The organism is Enterobacter sp. 04-C-12-SI-ECC (assembly GCF_047530715.1).
GTDB lineage: Bacteria > Pseudomonadota > Gammaproteobacteria > Enterobacterales > Enterobacteriaceae > Enterobacter > Enterobacter bugandensis.
Map to the genome: position 1 here is coordinate 20,093 of NZ_JBLKDI010000029.1, position 16,775 is coordinate 36,867.

Consider the following 16,775-nt stretch of genomic DNA (forward strand, 5'->3'; position numbering starts at 1 on the left):
TCCCCTTAGCTGGCGTTCTTTGGGCTGACGTAAAGCACGCCCAGGGCGCAAATCAGTGCGCCAATAAAGACGCTCGCCAGGTAGCCCGCCACGTTGGTTGCCAGCGGCCAGCCCCAGATGGCCGGCAGCGGCAGCGTCTGCTTCACGCCGAGTGCAATGGCGACCAGCGCGCCGGCAACGGCACCGGTCATAAACACCGGGATCAGACGTGGGTTTTTCAGGATGAACGGGATCGCGCCTTCGGAGATCCCAATCACGCCCAACAGCAACGAGGTGCTGCCAACGGTTTTCTCTTCCCGGCTAAAAACATCCGGTAGTCCAAAGCGGCCGTTGAGGAACGCGGCAAAGCCGACGCCAATAGATGGGATCACGATGGAGAGTTCGCGGGCGGTGAGATCAAACGTTTCGCTCATGCCATTCAGGCCGAGCGCGACTGAGCCTGCCGCCTTGTTGACCGGGCCGCCCAGGTCGAACGCGGTGCCTGCGGCGATCATCGCGGAATAGAATCCGCGCCCGGTGTCACCTGCCGAGGTAAAAAAGACCACCATCAGCTGGTTAAGCGAGCCAAAAATCGGGTTAATCAAATATTCCATGACCATCACCAGCGTAATGCCGGTGATGAGCGGGACGACCAGCATGGTCTTGATGGTGGTGAGCTGCTGGCGGACGTGAATGGAATCATTCAGCCAGCGCACCAGATAGCCCACAAAAAAGCCAATGCCGATCGCGCCGAAAAAGCCGGACGGCATAAAGCCTTCGATATCAAAGAAGCGCTTGTAGACCTCGTCTGACATGATGCCGCCGATAAGTCCGGGGATGAGCGCCGGTTTGCCGGCAATGGAAAACGCCAGATACATGGCGAAAACCGGATACATGAACTTAATGGTCATAAAGCCCACTTTATCCAGCACGCTGAACGGCGAATGGTCGATGTTAATAAACTGGCCGGTAATTTTGGCCGTTGCCATCATCAGCCCGCCCATGACCACCACCGGCAGCATATAGCTGATGGCCGCCATGATATGGCCAATAAAAATCTGGTAAGCCGAAGGCTGGAGTTCTTCTTCATGTACGACAGTCGTGACGTTTTTTTCCATGGCAAGCGCCTGACGCAGATAGCGATCGGTATGCTTGATCAGCTCTTGCGTGCGGGTCTGAAGGTGGGGAATGTTTTCAAAGCGCTCGGCATCCTGAATGGGGACGTCGGTTGCCAGAATAATGGCCGTGGCGGAGGCGATATCCTGCTTCGTTAAGCGGTTTTTAACGCCGTCGCTGCCCTGCGTTTCGACCTTAACCTCAATATTATGCTCTTTAGCCCATGCAATAATTTTATTCGCCGCCATAAAGGTATGTGCAATGCCCGTCGGGCAGGCCGTTACCGCGACAACTTTCTGTTTCGTCATTGTCATAATTCCCTGGATGTGAAAACAGGGAAAGTATAAAGAGAACCTAAAACAGTTTTTAACGTTTGCTAATACTAATTACGTATCGTGATACGCGTAAATGCAATGTGTGAAGCGCCTTCCAGAGACTATTTCTCTGTTGTGTTAATATCATGCCGGGATTAAACAGGGTGTAATATATGAATTCATTCCAGGGAAGTGAACGCTTGATATTTGAATACATTCAGCATCACGCGTGTAATATTTCTAATATTTCGGCAAAAGAGATTGCCCGTGATACCTTTACAACGACAACATCCGTTAATCGTGTGTGTAAAAAAATGGGGTATAAAAGCTATACCGAGCTTCGGTATCGTTTTTTACGCGATCATTTTACCCCGGCGCCTGCAGTGCCCGACGCGGGTCCGCAGGCGGACGACATTGTGGCGGAGGTGTCCAGGCTGCTCATCCATTCCAGCCATATCTATCTGTACGCACGCGGCGCCTCGCTTACCAGCCTCAACTACCTGTCGCGCTTTTTATCGCTGGCGAGCCTGCCGCATCTTATTTTGAATGACATGCACCAGCTGACAAGGGTATCGAAGGGGACGCTGGTGCTGATCAGCAAATCCGGGGAGACACAGTCGCTGATAGAAATGGCGCGAAACGCGCTGCGCAAGGGCTTAAAGATTATTGCAATTACCCGTCAGGGGGCGACGCTGGCGTCGATCTCAACGCTATGCTGGCCGTTATCGATCGACATTAACGCGGTATCGCTGTATCAGCGGGAGGGCCAGCTTGAACTGTTAAGCGCCGTGGACCGTATCGGCTGCAGGCTGCTGCAGCACGATACGGTGTAGTCAGGCCGTCAGAGCTGCTTCACAATCCCCAGACGTACGGCATAATCATTTTCATGGTTGCCGTCATTGTTGATATAGGTTTTATCCAGTGACACCAGCTCGACGTAAGGCGTCCAGCCATCGTCGAGCTGGTAGTTGAACGCAACGGTATGCTCCCAGTAGGTATCATCCCCGGTTCCCTGATCGACATTATCCTGCCAGCGGAAGCGCGGGTTGTAGGACATACCGAATTTGCCAATGTTGTACGCGAACCAAATGTCGAACTGGTGTGACTGACGGCGGGTATAGCCGCTGCCGTCGAGTTCTTTGTCGCTGTGCGCGTCATTGACGGTGTTATAACGGTAACGGGCGGAAAGATTCAGACCGTTATCGAACGCTTTCCAGCCCTGAATGAAGGGGCGATAGTGGGTATTACTGGGGGTGAAAACCGTCACCATGCCAGGCGCAACGGCAAAGCCATTGCCCAGATTGAAGCGCCAGCGCGTTTCAATCTCCTGTGCCGCCTCCGTTAACCCTTTATCATCGGGATTATTTCGGTCGGTATCACCAAAAAAAGTGTCGTTATGGTTTTGTGCGGCTTCAACGGAGAAGTAAAAACCGTTATCCGCCTGATGCATAACCTTAATACGAGAATCATTTACGTCAGAGCGCGTATTATGGCCAAAGCGAAGGTCGACGGACGTATTTCCGCACCATCCCTGTGTGCTCAATAATAATGCGCTAATACACGTTACTTTAATAATTGTCTTTTTCATCATGTCCTGCCGAGGTTATTTAATTGGCAGGACTATTTTTATTTTCGGTACGCCGTGATGTAAAAGTTATCGTCGTACATTTAGCGTATCGCTAAACATAAAAAAAGGAGATACAGCATGCTGTATCTCCTGACGTTTATTCCTGCACCCACCAGATGGCTTCAAACGGGCGCAGTTGCAGCGTATCGGGACGAGAGGGGACGTCCTCATAGTTGCTGAGTGCGACCTGCCATGCGCCCTGTACCGGGTCCGGTTGCCACTGCTGGCGCTCGCGGCTCAGGTTCGCGACTACAATCAGCGTCTGCCCTTGCCACTGACGGCGGTAACACCACAGGGAAGGATGTTCCGGCAGAAGATCTTCATAATCTCCCCACGTCAGCACCGGGAGGGTTTTGCGCAGGCGAATCAGCGACTGATAGGTGTAGAAGACGGAATCCGCATCGTCCAGCGCCGCGCGGGCGTTCACCGTCTCATAGTTGTCGCACACGCCAATCCACGGTTCGCCCTCGCTAAAGCCCGCGTTGTGCGAGGCATCCCACTGCATCGGCGTACGGCCATTATCGCGGGACTTGCTCGCCAGAATCGCCAGGAGTTCATCCGGATCGCGACCGTTGGCCCGCAGTTCGGCGAACATGTTCAGGCTTTCCACGTCGCGGTAGTCGGTGATGCGGCTGAAGTGCGGGTTGGTCATGCCCAGTTCTTCACCCTGGTAGATATACGGCGTGCCCTGCATGCCGTGCAGCACCATGCCGAGCATCTTTGCAGCGTGAACGCGGTGTTCCCCTTCGTCGCCAAAGCGCGACACGATGCGCGGCTGGTCGTGGTTACACCAGAACAGCGCGTTCCAGGCTTTGTTGTGCATGCCCTGCTGCCAGTGACGGAAGAGGGTTTTCAGCGCCACGAAGTCCGGCTTTGCCTTCGTCCACTTTTCGCCGCCGGGGTAGTCCACCTTCAGGTGGTGGAAGTTAAAGGTCATCGACAGCTCGCGCCCGTCGAGCGACGCGTACTGCTGGCAGTTCTCCAGCGAGGTTGACGACATCTCGCCCACCGTCATCAGGTTGCGCGGGGTGAAGACGTCGCGGCTCATCTCCTGAAGATATTCGTGGATGCGCGGGCCGTCAGTGTAGAAGCGGCGACCGTCGCCAATGGTGTCGTCCGGGAAATCCTGATCTTTAGAGATGAGGTTAATCACGTCCAGACGCAAGCCGTCCACGCCGCGATCGGCCCAGAACTCGCATACCTTTTTCAGCTCGGCGCGCACCGCCGGGTTTTCCCAGTTGAGGTCCGCCTGCTCTGGGGCGAACAAGTGCAGGTAATACTGCTCGCTCTCGGCGTGCCAGCGCCAGGCGTTGCCGCCAAACTTGGAGCGCCAGTTGTTGGGGAGCTGCTCCGGCGTGCCGTCGCGCCAGATGTAGAACTGGCGGTACGGGCTCGCTTTGTTCAGCGACTCGCGGAACCAGGCGTGCTGCGTGGAGGTATGGTTAAACACCATATCCAGCACGATGCGAATGCCGCGTTCGTGCGCTTCGGCAACCAGCTCGTCAAAGTCATCCAGCGTGCCAAAGGACGGGTCGATGGCGGTGTAATTCGCCACGTCGTAGCCGTTATCCACCTGCGGGGAAATATAAAACGGCGTCAGCCAGATGGCGTCGATGCCGAGGGTTTTCAGGTAATCCAGCCGCTGCGTCACGCCGCGCAGATCGCCGGTGCCGCTGCCGGTGGTGTCCTGAAAACTCTTTGGGTAAATCTGGTAGATGACGCCGTTCTGCCACCAGTGAGGAAGGGTATTCATAGTGCGTTCCTGCAAATGCGAAGGGGCGCAACTGCGCCCCGAAAGATGAAGTTAAACAATCTGCAGCGTGCCCTGACGGAACTTACGCTGGTAAACCACGGTGGTGAGCGCCATGGGGACGATAATCGCCACCGCCATGGCCAGGGCAAACACCTGCCAGAAAGTAGGCTGGATGGAGAGGATCCCCGGCAGGCCGCCGACGCCAATCCCGTTCGCCATCACGCCGTTCAGGCCGCACAACAGGCCCGCCAGGCCGGAGCCGATCATCGCGCAGAGCATCGGGAAGCGGTACTTCAGGTTGATGCCGTACATCGCCGGTTCGGTGACGCCGAGATAGGCGGAGATGGCCGCCGGAACGGAGATCTCACGCTCGTTGTGCTTACGGCTAACGATAATGATGCCGGTCACCGCAGAGGCCTGAGCAATGTTAGAGAGTGCGATAATCGGCCAGACCGGGGTACCGCCGAGGCTCTGGATCATCTGCATATCGATGGCCAGCGTGGTCTGGTGCACGCCGGTGATCACCAGCGGGGCATACAGGAAGCCAAACAGCGCGGCACCGATTGGCGCGAAGCTGCCGGTCATCAGATGACGCACCGCGAAGGCCACGCCGTCGCCGATCATGCGGCCAAACGGACCGATAAAAGCGTGCGCCAGGAAGACGGCCAGGATCAGCGAGCAGACCGGCACCACCACCAGGTAGAGGTAATCCGGCACGATGCGCTTCAGACGCGTCTCAATAAAGCCCAGCGCCAGACCCGCCAGCAGGGCCGGAATGACCTGCGCCTGATAGCCCACCTTGGCGATGGTAAACAGGCCGAAGTTCCACACTTCCGGCACCTGCTGACCAAGTAAGTAAGCGTTCATTAACTGCGGAGAGACCAGCGTGACGCCCAGTACGATACCGAGAATTGGCGTACCGCCCATCTTGCGCACGGCGGACCAGCAAATCCCCACCGGCAGATAGAAGAAAATCGCTTCGCCAATCAGCCACAGGAAGTCATAGATGCTTTGCAGCGCTGGGTACATCTGCGCCAGGGTTTTACCGTCGCTCATTGGCACATCGCCGATGACGTTACGGAAGCCCAAAATTAAGCCCCCGCTGATCAGCGCCGGCAGCAGCGGGAAGAAGATTTCTGCAAAGTGGGAAATCAGCTGCTCGTGCCACTTCATATTCTGGCGCGCCGCCTTCTTCGCCTGCTCTTTATCGGCAGAAGAGTGTCCGGTGGTCGCCAGCAGAGCCTGATAGTAATCGCCCACTTCGGTACCAATCACCACCTGGAACTGTCCGGCGTTGGTGAAGCAGCCTTTCACCATGGAAAGCTCTTCAATCGCCTTCGGGTTGGCCTTGGCTGGATCGTTCAGCACGAAGCGCAGGCGGGTAATGCAATGGCTGACGGTGGCGATGTTTTCGCGGCCGCCGACCAGGACGATCAGCCGATCGATATCTGCTTGTTTGACTTTACTCATCATGAAACCTCATGACAGATGTTGAGGGGGGTAATGACCTGAGCGCAAGCCTACTCCTTCAGCGTGACGGCGAAAATGGGAACGTTCCCGAAATCGGGCGAAGATCACAATAAACGATTCAGGGGGGGTTATGAGAGACGGGCAGGAATAACGATCTGGCGCGGCTCGCTCCGCCCGTTGATCTGCTCGATCAGCTGCGCGGCGGCCTGCCTGCCGGACTCGGCGTAGCCCGGATCGACGGTGATAATTTCAGGGTGCAGGAACTTCATCAGCGGCGTGCTGCCGACGCTCGCCACCTGCAGGTTATCAATGCGCTGCTCCTGAAGATACTTGCAGGCACCCAGCGCAAGGGTGTCCGTGGCGCACACCAGCGCGGTGGTCTGCGGCGTCAGGACGCTGGCGACCTGCTCGTAGCCCTGCTTCATGCCCAGCCCCGGCAGGGAGGCCACGGCAGGGAGATTGTGCTTTTTGCAAAAGGCCAGATAGGCCTCGTGGCGGCGCTTGCCGGTGGTAACGTCCGCGTGCGGCACGCCCAGATAGCTGATGTGGCGGTGGCCTTCTTCGTACAGACGCTGCATCAGGGTAATAATCGCTCCCTCATCGTCATAACAGACGGAGGCAAAGCCGTGGGCATCGCGCGCCAGCAGCACCAGCGACGGCTGCCAGTGTTTCAGCATCTCCTCGTCAATGCCGGTAAAACCAAACAGCACCACGCCGTCAATGTTACGGCGCTGGAGCATGCCGAGATGTTCTTCCACCAGCTGTGGCGAGAACTGGCTCTCCATCATGATCGGATCATAGCCCTGCTCGTAGAAGGCAGGCAGCATGGTCTGAACGGCGAGGTTTTCGGAGAGGGAATCCAGACGCGAAACGATGATCGCAACCACTTTATCGCTCTGCCCGCGCATGGCGCGCGCGGAGCGGGAAGGGGAAAAACCGTGCTGATTCATGACCGCCTCAACGCGCTCGCGGGTGCGTTCGCTGACGCCGCTTTCGTTGTTCAGCACGCGTGAGACGGTTGATTTCCCCACGCCGCTTAAACGCGCGATGTCTTTAATTGTAAGGCGGTTCTGCATGCTGTTTTCCCTGTAACAACGACAAAATGGTCAATTGAGCCTAATGCTATAGCGCGATTTCGCTATGGGCAAAGTCTGGTTTACGTACTGTTTATTTGCAGGCGCGTATAATACCGCCCGAATCGTCACAAAGGGTACGCTTAAATCTTTATACTGCGCGGCGACACCCTGTTTTTTTACTTACCGGAGGCTTTATGGATCCCGATCCCGCACCTCTCCTGAACGGGAGAATTTGTTCTTTCCGGTAAGCCAGCTTTTGCTGTCTCACCGGTAATGTGAGGCAGCAACGTCCCAAACGTTCCTGCTTGAAAAATTGAGTGCCTGACAGGTACGGCTTTGCCACGCCTGAAGGGAATGCTGCGTCCGCCTGGCGGATGCGGAGGAATGTCTATGTTTAAAAATATCACCCGGCAGCTGCAGGCGCTGCTGAGCCGCCATCTGCCACACCGTCTTGTTCAGCGCGATCCGCTGCCCAATGCCAAAAACATGGCGGGAGCGGCGATCCCGGCGTCCCTGACCGAACGCTGCCTGAACGTGGCGGCGATGGATGAAAACGAAGTCTGGCGCGCCTTTGGCGGCCATCCGGAAGGGCTGAACGCGTCTGAAGTGGAAAAAATCCGCGCCGTGCACGGCGATAACCAGATCCCGGCGCAGAAGCCCTCTCCGTGGTGGGTGCACCTGTGGCTCTGCTACCGCAACCCGTTCAACCTGCTGCTGACCGTACTCGGCATTATCTCTTACGCGACGGAAGATCTCTTTGCCGCGGGCGTGATTGCCCTGATGGTGGGTATCTCCACGCTGCTGAACTTCATTCAGGAAGCCCGCTCCACCAAAGCGGCGGACGCCCTGAAAGCGATGGTCAGCAACACCGCGACCGTCTCGCGCGTGATTAACGACCTCGGCGAAAACGCCTGGGTGGAACTGCCTATTGACCAGCTGGTGCCGGGCGATCTGGTGAAGCTGGCGGCGGGAGACATGATCCCGGCGGATTTACGCATCATCCAGGCGCGGGATCTGTTCGTGGCGCAGGCCTCCCTGACCGGGGAGTCCCTGCCCGTTGAGAAGGTATCGCGCAGCCGCGACCCGCAGCAGATGAACCCGCTCGAGTGCGACACCCTGTGCTTTATGGGCACCACGGTGGTCAGCGGCACGGCGCAGGCAATTGTCACCGCCACCGGCGGCAACACCTGGTTTGGGCAGCTGGCCGGGCGCGTCAGCGAGCAGGAGAGCGAGCCGAATGCGTTCCAGAAAGGCATTGGCCGCGTCAGCATGCTGCTGATCCGCTTTATGATGGTCATGACGCCGATTGTCCTGCTGATCAACGGCTACACCAAAGGCGACTGGTGGGAAGCGGCGCTGTTCGCGCTCTCCGTGGCCGTTGGCCTGACGCCGGAAATGCTGCCGATGATCGTTACCTCCACGCTGGCGCGCGGGGCGGTCAAACTCTCTAAACAAAAGGTGATCGTCAAACACCTCGACGCCATCCAGAACTTTGGCGCGATGGACATTCTCTGCACCGATAAAACCGGCACCCTGACACAGGATAAAATCGTGCTGGAGAACCACACCGACATCGCCGGTAAAACCAGCGAGCGCGTGCTCCACAGCGCGTGGCTGAACAGCCACTACCAGACCGGGCTGAAAAACCTGCTCGACGTGGCGGTGCTGGAAGGCGTGGACGAGGAGGCCGCCCGTACGCTCTCCGGCCGCTGGCAGAAGGTGGACGAAATCCCGTTCGACTTCGAGCGCCGCCGCATGTCGGTGGTGGTCAGCGAGCAGCCGGACGTGCACCAGCTGATCTGCAAAGGCGCGCTGCAGGAGATCCTGAACGTCTCCACGCAGGTTCGCCATAACGGGGAGATCGTGCCGCTGGACGACACCATGCTGCGCCGCATCAAGCGCGTCACCGACAACCTGAACCGTCAGGGGCTGCGCGTGGTGGCGGTGGCGAGCAAATTCCTGCCCGCGCGGGAGGGGGACTATCAGCGTATCGACGAATCCGATTTGATCCTCGAGGGTTACATCGCATTCCTCGATCCGCCGAAAGAGACCACCGCACCGGCGCTGAAGGCGCTGAAGGCGAGCGGCATCACCGTCAAAATTCTCACCGGCGACAGCGAGCTGGTGGCGGCCAAAGTGTGTCACGAAGTGGGGCTGGACGCGGGCGACGTGGTGGTGGGGAGCGACATTGAGCACCTCACCGACGACGAACTGGCGCAGCTTGCCCAGCGCACGACGCTGTTTGCCCGCCTGACGCCGATGCACAAAGAGCGCATTGTGACGCTGCTGCGTCGTGAAGGGCACGTGGTGGGCTTTATGGGCGACGGCATCAACGATGCGCCCGCGCTGCGTGCGGCGGACATTGGCATCTCCGTGGACGGCGCCGTGGATATCGCCCGTGAAGCGGCGGATATCATCCTGCTGGAAAAGAGCCTGATGGTGCTGGAGGAGGGCGTCATCGAAGGGCGTCGCACCTTCGCCAACATGCTCAAGTACATCAAAATGACCGCCAGCTCCAACTTCGGTAACGTCTTCAGCGTGCTGGTGGCGAGCGCGTTTCTGCCGTTCCTGCCGATGCTGCCGCTGCACCTGCTGATCCAGAACCTGATGTACGATGTCTCTCAGGTAGCGATCCCGTTTGATAACGTTGATGACGAGCAAATCCAGAAGCCGCAGCGTTGGAACCCGGCCGATCTGGGACGCTTCATGCTGTTCTTTGGGCCGATCAGCTCCATCTTCGACATTCTGACATTCTGCCTGATGTGGTTTGTGTTCCACGCCAACACGCCGGAACACCAGACGCTGTTCCAGTCCGGCTGGTTCGTGGTAGGGCTGCTGTCCCAGACGCTGATTGTGCATATGATCCGCACCCGCCGCATTCCGTTCATCCAGAGCCGTGCCGCGTGGCCGCTGATTGTGATGACGGGCATTGTGATGGCGCTGGGTATCGCGCTGCCGTTCTCACCGCTGGCAGGTTACCTCCAACTGCAGGCGCTGCCGCTGAGCTACTTCCCATGGCTGGTGGCGATCCTCGCGGGCTATATGGTGCTGACGCAGATGGTGAAAGGATTCTATGCGCGTCGATATGGGTGGCAGTAAGCTCATTTTGCCACAATCCAAACGTAGGCCGGGTAAGGCGAAGCCGCCACCCGGCATCTGGCTTTCCTCCCAAATTCAACAACCTGTGATCTCCGTCGGCGCATTCGCTTGACGACAATTTGTACGCATGTTAACAGAATGTTTTGCCTGTATTTGGCCCGTCAGATAAGGAACATTCATGTTACGGTACAGTCTCTTAACCGCCGGGCTTATGCTCGGCGCCTCCGCTTTTGCCGCGCCGGCAGGCGATCTTCCCCTGATGCCCTGGCCTGCGAAGGTTGAACGCCCGACGACGCAGGGCGCGCTGGTGCTTAACAATCAACTCTCCGTGAGCGTCAGCGGCGACGATCTGGGGGACGCGGTCAACCGCCTGCGCCAGCGCATTGCGCTGCAAACCGGCTGGACGCTACAGCCGCAGGCCGAAAAACCTGACAAGCCGACCATCCGCATCGCCATCGCTAAAAAGGTGAAGCCGCAGCCGCTGCCGGACAGCGATGAGAGCTACAAACTCATAGTGGATGCCAACGGCGTGAACATCTCCGCTAACACCCGCTTTGGCGCATTTCGCGCAATGGAAACCTTGCTCCAGCTGATGCAGAACGGTGCCGAAAACACTTCGATTCCATGGGTTACCATCGACGATTCGCCGCGCTTCCCGTGGCGCGGGCTGCTGCTCGATTCGGCGCGCCATTTCATCCCGTTACCCGATATCAAACGTCAGATCGACGGCATGGCTGCGGCCAAGCTCAACGTCCTGCACTGGCATCTGACTGACGATCAGGGCTGGCGCTTTACCTCGAAGCGTTATCCAAAATTAACCCAACTTGCCAGCGACGGGCTGTTCTACACCCCTGAGCAGATGCGTGAGATTGTGCGTTACGCTGCCGAACGCGGCATACGCGTGGTGCCGGAAATCGATATGCCGGGCCACGCCTCAGCGATTGCCGTCGCCTATCCAGAACTGATGAGCGCGCCGGGGCCGTACGCTATGGAGCGCCACTGGGGCGTACTAAAGCCTGTGCTGGATCCCACCAAAGAGGCGACCTACACCTTCGCCGACGCGATGGTCAGCGAACTGGCGGCGATCTTCCCCGATCCGTATCTGCATATTGGCGGCGATGAGGTGGACGACAGCCAGTGGAAGGCAAACGCGGCGATCCAGAGATTTATGCGCGACAATAAACTGGCGGATAGCCACGCGCTGCAGGCGTATTTCAACCGCAAGCTGGAGACGATCCTTGAGAAGCACCACCGGCAGATGGTCGGCTGGGACGAGATCTACCATCCCGATCTGCCGAAAAGCATTCTGATCCAGTCCTGGCAGGGACAGGACGCGCTGGGGCAGCTGGCGCAGAATGGCTATAAGGGCATTCTCTCAACCGGCTTCTACCTCGACCAGCCCCAGTCCACCGCCTATCACTACCGCAACGAAATCGTGCCGCAGGGGCTGAATGGCGTGGACGTGATAGCGGACACCGACAGCGTCCAGAGCTGGGCTTTCTCCATGCCGCGCCTGAAGGGCAAGCCGGTGGAAGGCAGCTTTACGCTGGTGAAAGGCGACGCCGGCTGGCGCGGTTTTATTGATTTTGCCGGGAAATCGCGTCGGGCGGTGAATAACATTCAGTGGCGCGACGACAACCAGGTGACCTTTACCGTCGACACCTGGATGGGTGAAACGCGCCCGGTGGTCAACGTTGATAACGACAAACTCACCGGCTATTTCCTGGTGGGAAACACCCGCTACCCGATTAGCGGCGCGCGTCTGGACGACGTGCCGAAAGGTACCCCTCCGGTCGTGCCGGACGTGGCGAATCAGGCCAACCTGCTCGGCGGCGAAGCCGCGCTGTGGGCGGAAAACGTGGTCGCGCCGGTGCTGGACATCCGCCTGTGGCCGCGCGCCTTTGCGGTGGCGGAGCGGCTGTGGTCCGCGCAGGACGTCAACGACGTCGATAACATGTATACCCGCCTGCAGGCGATGGACAGCTGGTCGACGGTTTCCGTCGGGCTGCAGCAGCATACCCAGCAGCAGGTGCAGTTCACGCGCCTCGCTAACAGTGCGGACACCCTGCCGCTGCAAATCCTCGCCCAGGCGCTCGAGCCGGCCCAGTATTACACCCGCCAGCACCTGAAGTTCCAGGCCGGAAACTACCATCAGTTTGAGCCGCTTAACAGACTTGCAGATGCGCTGAACGCCGAAAGCGCTACCGTGCGTCAGATGCACAAGTGGGTGGACCGCCTGGTGAGCGACGCGGAAGACACGGAGAGCGCCGAGGCGCTGCGCCACGTCTTTAACCGCTGGCAGAACAACACCAGCGACGTGCTGGCCTTGTGCGAAAACAGCTATCAGCTGAAGGCCATTAAGCCGGTCATTCTGGAGGTGGATAAGCTGGCCTCGATTGGCCTGAGGCTGACGGATCTGGTGGCGCGTCAGGGGACGCTGGACGACAAAGAGATCGCGTCGATCCAGAGCGAACTGGACAGCGCGGCGAAGGTGCAGGATGAGGTGGTGATTGCGGCGGTCTATCCGCTGGAGACGCTGCTACGCGCCACGCGAAATCAGTAACACACATGCCCGGTGGCGCTGCGCTTACCGGGCCTACGTGGTGTAGGCCCGGCAAACGAAGTGCCGCCGGGCATAAAGGCCACTCAGTTCTTCAGAACCCACGCCTCTTTCCAGTGTGCGCCAACGCCTGGCTCATACTGGTTTGCGGTTGGGCTGTACTGCACGCAGAAGCCGCTGTACGGGAAAGGCTTACATTCGTAGGTCTTACCGTCTTTAGGCTGAAGCACCACGGTACCTGCCTTGTACGACGCGATATTGTCCGGGAAGGTAAAGTCGTGGTGGCCGGTGCTATCCGCAGCGGCATCGCCTTCCAGCATCAGGTTCAGGACGTCCTGCGCGAACAGGGTGCCGTCTTTATTGGTCGCGTAGTATTTCAGCATGTGGTGGCCGGCGGTCACGTCGGTCAGGGTCATGGTGACGTCCTGATTGCTGTTGTTCATGTCCTGCTTCAGGTAGCCTTTTTCCGCACCGTGGTGGTTCATCACGTGTGCTTCAAAATTCACGTCGCCCTGCGTATTCACGTGGAAGGTCACGGTCGCGTTGCCATGTTCGATTTTGCTGTATTGCAGATCGGTAACGGCAATGGTCTCATTCACCTGCGCTTTTTGCTCTTCATAAGAGATAGCAACGGACTGCAGCGTGCTGCCGTCTTTCACGAATACGCTGTTGGCGCCGTGAACCGGGCTGATGTCACCGGCTTCATCCTTCACACCGACGCGCACGTCGTGCTGCGCGGTGTTGATCTTCTGCGCCAGATCGTAGGACCACTGGTTAGCGTCGCCTTGTTCAGCAGAGCCGATGGTCATCTCGGTGCGCATGGCGGTCACTTCGCCGTGGGCGTCGAAGAAGCGTGCGATAACTTTATCGCCCACGTTCAGGTTATTACCGGCAATCTGGCCGCTCAGGGTTTTGCTCCACTCGGACACAACCGCAGGCGTTTCGTCCGGGGTAACGTTGCCGCCATTCCCGAAATCAACGTCGATAGCCTGATAGAAGCTGTTTGTGGTATCTGCAATTTCCCATACGCCGTAAATTACCTGATAACCTGTGCGTTCAGGAACATTACAGGTCATGGATTTAGTTACGGCTGGCGCCTGGCTATTTCCGTTAATTGTACAGAACGGGGTTAATTCAAACTGATCGCGAGTTAGCGGTTTATTTGGATCCCAGTTTTGTTTGGTAATGTAATAACGCCAGTTGGTGGTTTTATGCGGCGCAGTATGGTGCCAGACAAATTCATGCGGGCCCGCGGTCATCGGGTTTTTAGTCCACGCATTCAGGCTCTGCTTATCCAGCTGTGAATATTGAGAGATACCCGCGCTGGCGAGGTGTCCGTCTGCTGGCTCTGCCCCGGTCGGGAAGCCGGAGGTTTTCTCTACGCTCTGCGGTTCATACTGCACGGAGCCGCAATCAATATTTTGACCCAGCTTACACATATAGGCGCGGCTGGCAGGAGATTCAATATATCCGTGAGCAAATGCCGAAGATGCAACGGTCACTGTTGCGAGGGCAAGTGCAATTTTTGAAAGTTTCATTACTCATCCATTATTAGAGAATATTACTAGGCGAGGGAGAGTCTAATAATGGATCTGGCTCTGTGTCATTTTACCCGGAGAGTAAAAATAACCGAAATAAAAAAGGCAGCCCGAGCTGCCTTCTGTTTATTGAAATGTATTAACGACGTACGGCGATCGCTTCAATTTCAATTTTCACGTCTTTTGGCAGACGCGCCACTTCCACGCAGGAGCGCGCCGGGAAGGTGGCGTTGTGCTCGGTGAAGAACGCTTCGTAAGTGGCGTTAACGGTGGCGAAGTCGTTCAGATCTTTCACGAACACCGTCGTTTTGACGATATCACCCACTTTCAGGCCTGCAGATTCAACGATAGCCTGCACGTTTTCCAGCGACTGACGCGCCTGCGCCGCCACGTCGGCCGGTACTTCACCGGTTTTCGGGTTTACCGGGATCTGGCCAGAGGTGATGATCATGCTGCCCAGATCAACGCCCTGAACGTATGGGCCGATAGCCGCTGGTGCATTTTCCGTCGCGAGTGCTTTGCTCATTTTTTCTCCAGAATTACAGCGTTAAGAATGTTCCCGGCCATTATAACAGCCGGGATTTCATTACCAACCTCAATTAGTTGGCCAGCACCACATAATGGGAAAACTCTTTTTCGCAGTATTTGCATTTGAGCGCGATGTCATTGGCGCGCTTTTTCACTGCAAAGCTGGACGAAACCGGCTCGGCGTGGCTGATGCAGTTGCTGTTCGGGCAGACCAGCACGCTTTCGATGCGCTCCGGCAGGCTCGGGCGGGATTTGCCCACCACGTCGTAATCGTCGATGCGGTTAACCGTGGCGTCCGGCGCGTACAGCGACAGCTGGTTGACCTGCTCGTCGGTCAGGAAGGTGTTCTCGATCTTGATAAGATCTTTACGGCCCATTTCGCCGGACGGCAGGTTCAGCCCGATGGTGATGCGCTGGTCGGTTTCGGTCAGTTTGAACAGCGTCAGCAGCTTAAAGCCCACCTGCGCAGGGATGTGGTCAATCACGGTGCCACGCTTGATGGCTTCAACCTGGAGTTTGTTATCGTGTGTCATGGTCGTCTCCCCTTACAGAGCTAATTCGCGATTCAGAACCAGTGCCAGTAACGCCTGGCGAGCGAAGATGCCGTTCCCGGCCTGCTGGAAGTACCAGGCGTGCGGCGTTTTATCCACGTCGGTGGCAATCTCATCGATGCGCGGCAGCGGGTGCAGCACCTTCATGTTGTAGCGTGCGCCGTCGAGATCGCTGGCGCGCAGCACGAACTGCGCCTTCACGTTGGCGTATTCGGACGGATCCAGACGCTCTTTCTGCACGCGGGTCATATAGAGAATATCCACGTTGCCCACCACCTCTTCGATGCTGGCGTGCAGGCTCCACGTAATGCCTTTCTCGTCCAGCATGTCGAGGATGTACTGCGGCATCGCCAGCGCGTCCGGGGCGATGAAGAAGAAGCGGTTGCCGCTAAATTTCGCCAGCGCCTGGGTCAGGGAGTGGACGGTGCGACCGTACTTCAGGTCACCGACCATGGCGATGTTCAGATTTTCAAGCGTGCCCTGGGTCTCCTGAATGGTGAACAGGTCCAGCAGGGTCTGCGTCGGATGCTGGTTGGCGCCGTCACCGGCGTTCAGCACCGGAATGCCGCCGGAAAACTCGGTCGCCAGACGCGCCGCGCCCTCCTGCGGATGACGCATCACAATCGCGTCAACGTAGGTGCTGATCACTGAAATGGTATCCGCCAGGGTTTCGCCTTTTTTGCCCAGCGACGTGTTGCTGCTGTCCGAGAAGCCCACCACGCTCGCGCCCAAGCGGTGCATGGAGGTTTCAAAGGAGAGGCGGGTGCGCGTCGAGGCTTCAAAGAAACAGCTCGCGATCACCTTGTGCTTCAGCAGCTCCGGCTGCGGATTGGCCTTCAGTTTTGCCGCGGTTTCCAGAACCAGTTCCAGCTCTTCGCGGCTGAGGTCGTTTATGGAAATGATGTGTTTTTGATAAAGCGGATTCATGTTTATCTCCTGACGCCGGGCAAAAAAAAGCCCCTCAAATGAGGGGCTCTGGGAATAGGTTTAGCAACGGGAAGAAAAACGGCAGGCCAGCGTCTGATTTCAGACGCGGTAAGACGTTATGTCGTACACGCTTGACCATGCTTCCTCCCGGCAAATTGTCGGGCATTATACGCAGCTCGTTTATGGGATCAAGCGATTTAATGCACGCTTTACTCAATGCAAACGGTTCTTTATGAA

13 protein-coding genes and 1 pseudogene are annotated in these 16,775 nt (G+C 57.5%); 4 read left to right on the forward strand and 10 right to left on the reverse strand.

Annotated elements, in window-relative coordinates:
- Positions 1–5 precede the first annotated feature (5 nt).
- On the reverse strand, positions 6–1,403 hold the full coding sequence (locus ACMWL8_RS23590) for a PTS fructose transporter subunit IIC (RefSeq protein WP_072049661.1): 1,398 nt from the start codon (positions 1,401–1,403) through the stop codon (positions 6–8).
- Positions 1,404–1,582: 179 nt separating this feature from the next.
- Here ACMWL8_RS23590 and ACMWL8_RS23595 point away from each other — a divergent pair, with 179 nt between their 5' ends.
- The gene (locus ACMWL8_RS23595; protein ID WP_041911449.1) at positions 1,583–2,242 is read left to right on the forward strand and encodes a MurR/RpiR family transcriptional regulator; all 660 of its coding nucleotides are present in this window, start codon (positions 1,583–1,585) and stop codon (positions 2,240–2,242) included.
- 8 nt (positions 2,243–2,250) lie between these two features.
- Here the strand turns inward: ACMWL8_RS23595 and ACMWL8_RS23600 are convergent, their stop codons facing one another.
- The 4 genes from ACMWL8_RS23600 to treR all read right to left on the reverse strand — a co-directional run bounded on the left by ACMWL8_RS23600 (position 2,251) and on the right by treR (position 7,335).
- Complete coding sequence (locus ACMWL8_RS23600; RefSeq protein WP_045259644.1) at positions 2,251–2,997, reverse strand: oligogalacturonate-specific porin KdgM family protein; 747 nt, start codon at positions 2,995–2,997, stop codon at positions 2,251–2,253.
- 136 nt (positions 2,998–3,133) lie between these two features.
- Complete coding sequence (gene treC, locus ACMWL8_RS23605; protein WP_045259610.1) at positions 3,134–4,789, reverse strand: alpha,alpha-phosphotrehalase; 1,656 nt, start codon at positions 4,787–4,789, stop codon at positions 3,134–3,136.
- A 51-nt stretch (positions 4,790–4,840) separates the two neighbouring features.
- On the reverse strand, positions 4,841–6,259 hold the full coding sequence (gene treB / locus ACMWL8_RS23610; protein ID WP_045259643.1) for a PTS trehalose transporter subunit IIBC: 1,419 nt from the start codon (positions 6,257–6,259) through the stop codon (positions 4,841–4,843).
- Positions 6,260–6,387: 128 nt separating this feature from the next.
- Positions 6,388–7,335 (reverse strand): trehalose operon repressor TreR, encoded by a 948-nt coding sequence (treR, locus tag ACMWL8_RS23615; protein WP_045259609.1) that lies wholly within the window; start codon positions 7,333–7,335, stop codon positions 6,388–6,390.
- Positions 7,336–7,725: 390 nt separating this feature from the next.
- Here treR and mgtA point away from each other — a divergent pair, with 390 nt between their 5' ends.
- Positions 7,726–10,434: a magnesium-translocating P-type ATPase gene (mgtA, locus tag ACMWL8_RS23620; RefSeq protein WP_045259608.1), complete on the forward strand. Its 2,709-nt coding sequence runs from the start codon at positions 7,726–7,728 to the stop codon at positions 10,432–10,434.
- Positions 10,435–10,612: 178 nt separating this feature from the next.
- Entirely contained in the window at positions 10,613–12,997 is a 2,385-nt protein-coding gene (locus ACMWL8_RS23625; RefSeq protein ID WP_045259607.1) for a beta-N-acetylhexosaminidase, read from the forward strand.
- Positions 12,998–13,080: 83 nt separating this feature from the next.
- On the opposite strand, the gene gbpA is transcribed toward ACMWL8_RS23625, so the two are convergent.
- From gbpA to ACMWL8_RS23650, 5 genes are all read right to left on the reverse strand, one after another.
- Entirely contained in the window at positions 13,081–14,532 is a 1,452-nt protein-coding gene (gbpA, locus tag ACMWL8_RS23630; RefSeq protein WP_045259606.1) for an N-acetylglucosamine-binding protein GbpA, read from the reverse strand.
- A gap of 139 nt (positions 14,533–14,671) precedes the next feature.
- Entirely contained in the window at positions 14,672–15,058 is a 387-nt protein-coding gene (ridA, locus tag ACMWL8_RS23635) for a 2-iminobutanoate/2-iminopropanoate deaminase (protein WP_023305331.1), read from the reverse strand.
- Between the two features lie 73 nt (positions 15,059–15,131).
- Positions 15,132–15,593 carry an aspartate carbamoyltransferase regulatory subunit gene (pyrI, locus tag ACMWL8_RS23640; protein ID WP_010427352.1) on the reverse strand — a complete coding sequence of 154 codons (462 nt, stop codon included), beginning with the start codon at positions 15,591–15,593 and terminating at the stop codon, positions 15,132–15,134.
- Between the two features lie 12 nt (positions 15,594–15,605).
- Positions 15,606–16,538 (reverse strand): aspartate carbamoyltransferase, encoded by a 933-nt coding sequence (gene pyrB / locus ACMWL8_RS23645; RefSeq protein WP_045259605.1) that lies wholly within the window; start codon positions 16,536–16,538, stop codon positions 15,606–15,608.
- A 34-nt stretch (positions 16,539–16,572) separates the two neighbouring features.
- Complete coding sequence (locus ACMWL8_RS23650) at positions 16,573–16,677, reverse strand: pyrBI operon leader peptide (RefSeq protein ID WP_022646880.1); 105 nt, start codon at positions 16,675–16,677, stop codon at positions 16,573–16,575.
- Here ACMWL8_RS23650 and ACMWL8_RS23655 point away from each other — a divergent pair.
- Positions 16,657–16,774, forward strand: a pseudogene (locus tag ACMWL8_RS23655) (hypothetical protein). The gene ACMWL8_RS23650 and the pseudogene ACMWL8_RS23655 sit on opposite strands and share 21 nt — an antisense overlap.
- Position 16,775: the final 1 nt, after the last annotated feature.